General features: G+C 63.5%; 10 protein-coding genes. All 10 read right to left on the bottom strand.

Annotated elements, in window-relative coordinates:
• Positions 1 to 249 (bottom strand): hypothetical protein (locus tag WAO69_RS06265; protein WP_422177195.1); only part of this gene is annotated, 249 nt, incomplete at its 3' end.
• Positions 242 to 931, bottom strand: coding sequence for a ribulose-phosphate 3-epimerase (gene rpe / locus WAO69_RS06260; RefSeq protein ID WP_422177194.1), 690 nt, complete (start codon positions 929 to 931; stop codon positions 242 to 244). The genes WAO69_RS06265 and rpe, both read right to left, overlap by 8 nt.
• Before the next feature lie 112 nt (positions 932 to 1,043).
• Positions 1,044 to 1,736, bottom strand: coding sequence for a DUF1045 domain-containing protein (locus WAO69_RS06255; RefSeq protein ID WP_422177193.1), 693 nt, complete (start codon positions 1,734 to 1,736; stop codon positions 1,044 to 1,046).
• A 2-nt stretch (positions 1,737 to 1,738) separates the two neighbouring features.
• Positions 1,739 to 2,215 (bottom strand): class I SAM-dependent methyltransferase, encoded by a 477-nt coding sequence (locus WAO69_RS06250; protein WP_422177192.1) that lies wholly within the window; start codon positions 2,213 to 2,215, stop codon positions 1,739 to 1,741.
• Positions 2,212 to 2,970 (bottom strand): polysaccharide deacetylase family protein, encoded by a 759-nt coding sequence (locus WAO69_RS06245; protein WP_422177191.1) that lies wholly within the window; start codon positions 2,968 to 2,970, stop codon positions 2,212 to 2,214. Before WAO69_RS06245 ends, WAO69_RS06250 begins: the two co-directional genes overlap by 4 nt.
• Positions 2,967 to 4,103: a glycosyltransferase family protein gene (locus tag WAO69_RS06240; protein WP_422177190.1), complete on the bottom strand. Its 1,137-nt coding sequence runs from the start codon at positions 4,101 to 4,103 to the stop codon at positions 2,967 to 2,969. The genes WAO69_RS06245 and WAO69_RS06240 overlap by 4 nt, the downstream gene beginning before the upstream one ends.
• Positions 4,100 to 4,687 carry a histidine phosphatase family protein gene (locus WAO69_RS06235; RefSeq protein WP_422177189.1) on the bottom strand — a complete coding sequence of 196 codons (588 nt, stop codon included), beginning with the start codon at positions 4,685 to 4,687 and terminating at the stop codon, positions 4,100 to 4,102. The genes WAO69_RS06240 and WAO69_RS06235 overlap by 4 nt, the downstream gene beginning before the upstream one ends.
• The gene (locus WAO69_RS06230) at positions 4,684 to 5,763 is read right to left on the bottom strand and encodes a glycosyltransferase family 4 protein (RefSeq protein WP_422177188.1); all 1,080 of its coding nucleotides are present in this window, start codon (positions 5,761 to 5,763) and stop codon (positions 4,684 to 4,686) included. The genes WAO69_RS06235 and WAO69_RS06230 overlap by 4 nt, the downstream gene beginning before the upstream one ends.
• Complete coding sequence (locus WAO69_RS06225; protein WP_422177187.1) at positions 5,760 to 7,007, bottom strand: glycosyltransferase family 4 protein; 1,248 nt, start codon at positions 7,005 to 7,007, stop codon at positions 5,760 to 5,762. Before WAO69_RS06225 ends, WAO69_RS06230 begins: the two co-directional genes overlap by 4 nt.
• Positions 7,004 to 8,221 (bottom strand): glycosyltransferase family protein, encoded by a 1,218-nt coding sequence (locus WAO69_RS06220; RefSeq protein ID WP_422177186.1) that lies wholly within the window; start codon positions 8,219 to 8,221, stop codon positions 7,004 to 7,006. The genes WAO69_RS06225 and WAO69_RS06220 overlap by 4 nt, the downstream gene beginning before the upstream one ends.
• Positions 8,222 to 8,234: the final 13 nt, after the last annotated feature.

The raw sequence follows: 8,234 nt of genomic DNA, 5'->3' as shown, positions 1-8,234 counted from the left end.
GTCTTGTTGCATCATGGGAATAGCGGCGACATGGGGCAGGTTGGCCGCATATGTGGTGCTCGGACCGACTTGGGCCGGCACGGGTATGGCCGGCACGTCAAGACCCGCTGCAACCACGGGGCCGGGCAGATCGGACAACTCTGAAAGCGCATGGGTTTGCCCATTGCCCAGCGGGGCGTCACCCGACATGGGCCAGACGGTCACCCTGTTCCCGAAAACCAGAGCGGCGTGCCAATCCGGCTCAGACATAAACGCCCTGTGCGGCGTCACGGATGGCTCGGATGTTCTGGCCATAGACCTCGGGGTGCTCGACCGAGCCACCACGGAACACCGCGGATCCGGCCACCAGAACATCGGCTCCGGCCCGGACCACTGCGGGCGCGGTTTGCGGATCGACGCCGCCGTCGATCTCGATATGCACGGGGCGATCTGCGATCATGGCGCGCAGCTTCTTGATCTTGGTGGTCATGTCGATGAATTTTTGCCCGCCAAATCCGGGGTTTACCGTCATCACGCAGATCAGGTCCGTGAGGTCGAGCAGATCGCTTACTGCCTCGGCCGGAGTACCGGGATTGAGCGCGACACCGGCTTTCATGCCGGCACCCCGGATCGCTTGCAAGGTCCGGTGGATATGGGGGCCGGCTTCGATATGGGCGGTCAGGATATCGGCCCCGGCCTCGGCGAAGGCGTCGATATAGGGGTCAACCGGCGCGATCATCAGATGCACGTCCATCACGGTCTTGACGTGTTTGCGAAACGCTTTCACCGCCGGCGGCCCGAAGGTGAGGTTCGGCACGAAGTGACCATCCATCACGTCGACATGAACCCAATCGGCCCCCTGCGCCTCGATGGCGTCGATCTCGGCCCCGAAATTGGCAAAGTCGGCGGACAGGATGGATGGTGCGATCTTTACAGCGCGATCAAAGGACATGCCCCACTCCTCAGGCTTTGGGATTTGGCCTGCGTATAAACCGGCCCGTGCGGAAACGGTAGGGCTTTGATCGCGCAGTGCGCAACTGCGAGGTCTGGATGTGCGGGCAGCTTCAGGTCCCTGAAAGGGGGAAGCGCTCAAGCAGGTGGAAAAACCCATCCTCATCTTCGCCGACCAGGGCAAGCGTGTTGAGGATCAGCGGCGCGGGCAACAGCGGACCCAGATGGGCGCTGAGCACGGCTTGGGTTATGGCAAGATCATCCTTGGGCAATTTTCCCGTCAGGGTGATGTGGAACCGGAAATTCTCCATCACATGGGGATAGCCCCATCGCGCAAGGTTCTGCTCCTGAGATGGGGTCAGCTTGCCCGCGCGCCGCCGTTCCAGTTCTTGCGCTGTGGGCTGTGCGCGAAACCCATCCAGATCGCGCACCGTCTGCGAGGCCAGGGTATTCAGCGCGGTATTGTCCCCTGCGGCCGTCAGCGCCAGAAAACGCCCCAACCGCGTCAGCACCAGCCCATCAGCCCGAGCCGGTGCCAGACGCGCGGCCAGATCACCCGCTGCGCGCATCAGAGCCATGGGAGATTTTCCCGCGCTCAGGCGAAAGGGCGGTTTGATCGTTGCATGCAGGCCATATCGACGCGGAACCGCCGTAAGGGCTGAGACCCGATCCAGCATTCCGGGCAGTTCGGGATGCGCCACGCGGCTGCTGGTGCTGACATCCCAGCCTAGCCAGGCGGTGCAGGCCTGTGCCCATGCCTGGGACAGGTCCGGGACGTAATAGATGGCGTAGCGGGTCGGCGTCATCGTCAGGCCCGGTAGAACAGGTACCGGTCGGGCGCGATACTGTCGGGCCCGGTGAGTTGCTCGAACCCGACCAGCGGCTGGCCCGAGATGATCAGCCCGCCCGGGGCCATGACCTGCGCCAGGGCCGGTGACAGGCGTGCGGCTTCGGCGACATCCTGTTCCTTGATGCCAAATCCCAGATCGTAATGGGCCAATGCGATGCGTGCGTCCTGCCCGGCCAGCCGGGCCAGCATCGGCTCGGCCTCGCCTTCGAGGAAATCGGCCTCAGGCGGGGTGCAGGAGGGGTGGCATTGCAGCATGCGATCAATCACCCAGATGCGACGGTCCGGAAGGATCTCGCGCAGATGGTCATAGGTGCGCCCGTTTCCGAGGCCAAGGTCCAGCACATCGCCGGGCTGATCCCTGATGCGATCCGCGGCCCAGTTCAGCCCGTCGCGCTGAGCGCTGAGGCGGCGGAGCATGCTGTCAAGACGGCTCATCCGATGTCTCCTTTGAACGGGTTCCAGGGACGGGCGGGGCCCGACATCAGGACATCCACCAGCCGTGCGCAGAAAGACCAGATCGCAGCGTCATGTACAAGGTGATGCGTCAGCAAACCCAGTGGTTCTGTGACATCACTGCGACCCTCGCGGCGATCCCTGAGCAGGGCGGTCAGACGGGCAATCAACAGCGCCTCGTCAACAAGGCTGCGCGTGCCGTGCCAGTCGATGGGATCAATATGGGTGTTGATCTGCTCGAGCTCCGGAGCCGCCCATCTGGCCTTGCGCGGTGTCGCTGTGGACAGCACCCTGAAGCCAAGCTCCGGCAACCGGCGAACGAGGTCCGGCGTGATCCGGTTCCAGGGTGGTACAAACACCGGCTGAAGGCGCGATCCGAACAGGTTGTGGAGCCTGCCAAAGCCGCGTTCGAGCTCTTGCGCCATGGTGTCAAGCGGACGATGCGCGCCAAACTCGGCCTTTTTCTCGCATGCCGGTGCGTGGTTTTTATGGGCCCAGCCATGCACCAGAGCGATCACATTCGGTGTGTTTGACAGGTATTCTGCCAAGGTCTGATCGGCTTTTGCCGGGATCACGGCGATGCAGACCGAAAGCTCGGACGCCCTGGCCATGTCCCCCAGTTGGCGCAGGGCGGCCGTGTCGTGGATGGCATCATCATCGCGCCACCAGAAGGGCAGGGTTAGGCCCGATGCCTCCCATTCGCGCAGTTCCGCCAAAAGGGGTTGCCAGTCGCTCATGCAGACCCCTCTCGCAGGGATTGGGTGATGCGCACGGTTTCCACGGCCCCGTTCAATGCGATTTCCGTGGCGCTGCGCCGGGGCAGAGCGGCAAGCCGTGTCACCGCCTCGGCCAGCCGGGCTGGCGTGACCTCGGCGCTGGTCAGGACCTCGAAACCGGGCAGGTGCATCAGGCTTTTGGCACGCAGGCTTTGCTCGACCTCGCCGCCCTCGTCAAACGGGATCAGCAGCGCGGGAACACCGGTTTGCAGCAGGTCCATCGCCGTATTGTAACCAGCCATGCTGACCGAACAGGCCGCATGGTTCAGCATGTTGCGAAAATCCGGGCGGGCGGGTTCTGCGATCAGGTTGGCAGGTGCGATGGCATGCAGCTTCTTCACGAGCGGTTCGGGGTCTTGCCCGCCGATCAGCAATCTCCAGGTCAGGGACGGGGTCAGGGCCGCCGCCGCGCAGGCCGCCATGAAAAGCGGTGCGCCAACCGCACCGCCTCCGGCGCTGACCAGGACTTCGCCTGTGCCTGTGCCCTGCGGATGCGGGCCGGGTGCCGCTGCGCTGACAAAACCGGTATAGAGCAGCTTGCCTTGCAGCGCGTCTGACACCGGCCAACTGGCCGTGAGAGGGGTCGCCTGCGCATCGGAATGAACCAGAACACCATCGTAGTACCGGGCAATGACGGCACCTGTTCTCTCGACCTTCGAAGGCCGGGATGGCGGTGCCAGAATATCGCGGATTGAACACAGGATAAGCGGTTTTGGTCTTTGCGCCCTGGCGGCGTCAAGCAGGGCGTCGAACTCAGCCGCCAGAACACGCCGCCCAAAGGGGTAAAGCTCGGTCATCACGACATCGGGTTCAGCATCCATCGCGCGCAGCAACTGCGCCTGTCGGTCGGCCAGATAGGCCTTGCTTGCCGGCGCACCCGTCGCGCTCAGCAGCGTGGTGAAATCTGTTCCGTTGGATTTCACCGGTGGCAACTGGATCAGCTCAACCCCTGCAACGGCGATCCCGTCCACCGGCGTGCCGCCCGAAATCACCTGCACGCGATGGCCTGCATCGACAAACCCCTTCGCCAGCATCATCGCGCGGCGCAGATGACCTGTGCCCAGAAGATGCGTGACGATGATACTGACCTTCATGTGGCCGGCCTGTCGATCAGACGTACGGGATCTTCCGGTGACAGGCTGAGTTCAGGGCCGATGTTGATGACGAACAGCCTGTTGCGCTTTATGCGGAACGGGGCCGGACCGTCAAAGTTCCAGCCCGTCGCGCGTGCCAGCAGAACGCGCATGATCCCGATATGAGTGACCGCCACGGTATCTGCCGTCAGGCCGTTGACCCAGGGCTCCAGCCGGTTCCAGACATCACCGGGGCTTTCACCGCCCGGCGGGCGATAGGCCCAGCCCCAATCCTCGATGTCGCGAAAGCCGCTTGTCGGATCGGCCTTGAGGTTGATCCCCTGCAAGCCTTCCCAGTTGCCCCAGAACATCTCGGTCAGGGCCGTGGCGGTGACGGGCGCACGCCCGCCGACAAGCTGCGCGGTCTCCTGCGCGCGCGACAACGGGCTTGCGACCAGATCGGCGCGGTCCCAGGGCGCGGGCAGCATCAGCTTTGCCAGATCCGCGCGTGCGTCCTCATCAAGCGCGATATCGCTGCGCCCCTGAATGCGTCCCGCCCGGTTCCAGGGGGTATGCCCATGTCTGAGCAAGGCAAGGCGGATCATGATCTGTCTCCAATCAGCGGCATGAGAACGGTTGCAAGCCTTTGCGCCGCCGCCGGCAAGAGATGCTGCGCCTCGGCTTGCTGGCGACCCTGCTGGCCGCGTGTCCGGCGCAGGGACGGGTCCTGCAGCAGGATGTCGACCTGGCGGGCCAGTGCCTTGGCACCCTCCTCGGGAGCCGGATAGTTGCCGGGGGGAAGAACATCCCGCACGCCGGGTCGATCTTGCGCCGCGATGGGCAGACCTGCGGCCTGAGCTTCAAGATAGATCATGCCGAACGCTTCGTTCACGCCGGGCCATATCAGCAAGGCGGCATTGGCCATATCGCCCTGCAGTTGCTGTGCTGTGCGCTCTCCCAGAAAGCGGATGCGCGCGCCGAAGGGCGCAAACAGCGCATGTATCTCCGCGCTGGCGGCACCATCCCCTGCAATGTCCAGCTGCCAGTCCCGTGTCGTCAGATGGGCAAGCGTTTCCGCGATCAGCCGATACGAGGCCATCTTGTCCCCGGCGCGCATCATCCCGATGGCCAGCATCGCGCCCTCGCAGGCAGAGGCAGGCGGCAGGGTCGCGCGATCAAGGAACGGCGGCAAGGCGACGATCTGCTGATCCGCAACCCGGTCGCGCTCCAAAGCAAAGCGGTCCTGTTCGGTGAAATGAAAGATGACATGCGCGGCGTCGCTGGCATCTTCGGCCTTGCGCGCGAAACCGGCCCAGCCTCCGCTCAGGCGCGATTGTGCGCGGCTGGCCTCGATCAGCACATAAGGAATGCCGAAGGCGCGGCTGACAGAGGGTCCGATCAGATCCGGTGCCTTGTAATAGTTGTGATAGCTTACCCAGATGTCGGGCCTCTGGGGCATTTTGCTCAGACGGGCAATTTCAAGCTCAGCCTCGGCGGCAAGCGCGGCCTGAGCAAGGGGATCGCCTTTCGGCTCATGGCTGCGCAACTCGGATGCAAGCGTCACGGGTCCACCCAAAGCATGGCCCAAAGCCTGCATCAGATTGCGCGCGATCTGGCGATCTCCCGAAGGTGTCGGATAGGTGGGTGGCTTCAACGGGGCGTAAAAGACTACAGACTTCATACGTCCGTCCCGATCAATGCCGAAAGCCGTCTGGAGAGCTGCGCGATACCGGGCTCCATCGCAAAGTCACGAAGCAGGCGCTCATATGCGGCATCGGCCATCGCGGTCATCTGTTCGGGCGCTGCGGCCAGCTCGGACATGGCCCGGGCCAGAGCCTTTGGATCATCCTCGACAAGCAGACCATGCCGGCCGCTCTCGATGAATTCGGGGATGGCCGAGACCGGGGTAGACAGGATCGCAAGCCGTTGCGAAGCCGCTTCCATCAGCACGTTGGGCAATCCATCGCGATCTCCGTCCGACGCGATCCGGCTGGGCAGGACGAACAGATCCGCCGCGCGCATCGCGCCGATCACTTCTGGCTGATCACAGGCCCCCTGCCAGTCGATGCGGGACCCAAGGCCAAGGGTTCGGGCGCGGTCCTGCAACGCCGCCTTCAGCGGTCCGCCCCCGATATGTGTCCAGTGCCAGTCAAGCGTTTCGGGCAAAAGCGCCAGCGCATCGATCAGCCGGTCAAAGCCCTTTTTCTCGACCAGCCGCCCCACCGAGAGCATGTGAAACGGGCTATTGGGCTTGCGTGCAATCCGCAGGGGGGGTGGCGGAAACCGCGCGAGATCCAGACCATGATAGACCAGATCAATGCGGCTTTCATCGGCGCTCAGATCCTTGAGGTGCTCAGCCCCGAACCGCGTGCAGGTCACTCCGAACCGCGCTCCAAAGCTCTCGGGGTCCAGCTTGTCGCGCAATTCCCAATCCGGAGAGGTCCAGATGTCCTTGGCATGGGCCGAAAAGCTCCACGGCAGGCCGCGCATGATGGCCGCATAGCGCGCGACCGACGCAGGTGTGTGCAGAAAATGCGCGTATATGCCCCGCGTCTCAGCAGGCAGTTCCGCCGCCATCACGCAGGCCTGTCCAAAACGGCGAATGCGGTTGGTGCTGGGATCGCGACGCAGATCCGCGCGCCAGATCTCCCGGGCTTTTTCATAGCCCGGCAAGGCTTGCGCCACTGCGCGCGCCGCCCATATCCGCTCGGGCTCTTGCCAGAGATACTCGGGCAGATACCGCAGCTTTGCGCGCACCCGGTCATGCAGCGGATGTGTCTTGTGGTCAGTGGGAAAGCGCAGCGACCAGATGTCAAAGCGATATCCCGCCTCTTCCAGAGCGACCAGTTCCTGAGCGATGAAGGTTTCGGACAGGCGCGGCCAGCCTTTGACCACAATTGCCAATTGAGCCGGGCTGGACGTCATTCCGCTGCGCAGATGGACTGGTCCTGCAGCAGCGCGCGCACCCGTGCATTGACGGTTTCCAAACCGCCCAAAAGCCCGTCCGCAAACACTCTGGATGGACGTGCCTGATGGGGCAGGTTGCGAATGGCCTCGATCATCGCCTTGGCGGTCAGCCCGTCGCGCGTTTCGTCCAGCATCCGGCACAGCCCCAGTTCTTCTGCCCGCGCGGCGCGGATATACTGCTCAAGGCGCGGCACGCGGCGCGGCAGGATCACGGCGGGTTTGTCAAAAGACAGCACTTCGCAGAATGTATTGTATCCACCCATGCAAATCACCCCCTGGGCTCCGGACAACAGCGTCTCCATTTCGGATTCAAACCCGACCGAGCTGACGCGGCCCTTGAGCCTTGCAACCCGCTCCTCCAGGGCGCGCCTGCGATCCCCCGACAGGAAGGGCCCATAGACCAGCTTTGCCTTGGGGCCGAGATCCGGATCCTGTTCATAGGCCTGCAACACCAGATCAACCAGCGTTTCGCCATCGCCTCCACCACCGGGCGTGACGAGGATGTAGGGCTCGTCGGTGGCTTTGGCCGGTCCGCAGGCGCTTCGGCGCAGATATCCGGTCCAATGCATGCGCGCCCGTGCAGCCGCGCTCAACGGCAGACCCTGTGTCGGATCATAGATCGCCTTCAGCCCGTAGATCCAGATATCGTCGTAATAAGTCTCGGTCGCCTCGACCGCGCCTTTGCGCGCCCATTCCCGCGCCAGCACATCAGGGGCATCCAGAACATCGCGCAGGCCCAGAACCAGCTTGGTACGCCCTTCCTTCAAAAGCAGATCCAACGTCGGAAGCAATTCACCGCGAAAGCCCGTCGGTTCCTTGTCCACAATCAGCAGATCGGGTTTGTATTGCTCGACGGCAGATAGAATGAGGCCCGCGCGCAGACTGGTCGTGGACTCGATGTCGGTCCCCGATGCAGCCGAAACATAGGATCCGTCTTTCAACTTGGTGACGCCGGGCAGGCGCAAATGGTCCACATTCGGCGGGAATGTAAAGCGACCAGCCACCGGCGAACCGGTCAGGATCAATGCCGAGGACTGCGCAAACGTCTCGGTAATGGACGTTGCCAAAAGCCGCGAGCGGCGCAGATGGCCCAGACCGAATGTGTCGTGGCTATACAGCATCACGACTGCGGGCCTTGCCGGAGAGAGGGGGAGGGAAGTCGCCTGCGCCATGTCTTGCTCTTCT

Origin of the sequence: Aestuariivita sp. (assembly GCF_049276915.1) — a bacterium.
GTDB lineage: Bacteria > Pseudomonadota > Alphaproteobacteria > Rhodobacterales > Rhodobacteraceae > Aestuariivita.
Note: the sequence above shows the minus strand (reverse complement) of the source record. Positions and strands in the feature narration are given on the sequence as shown.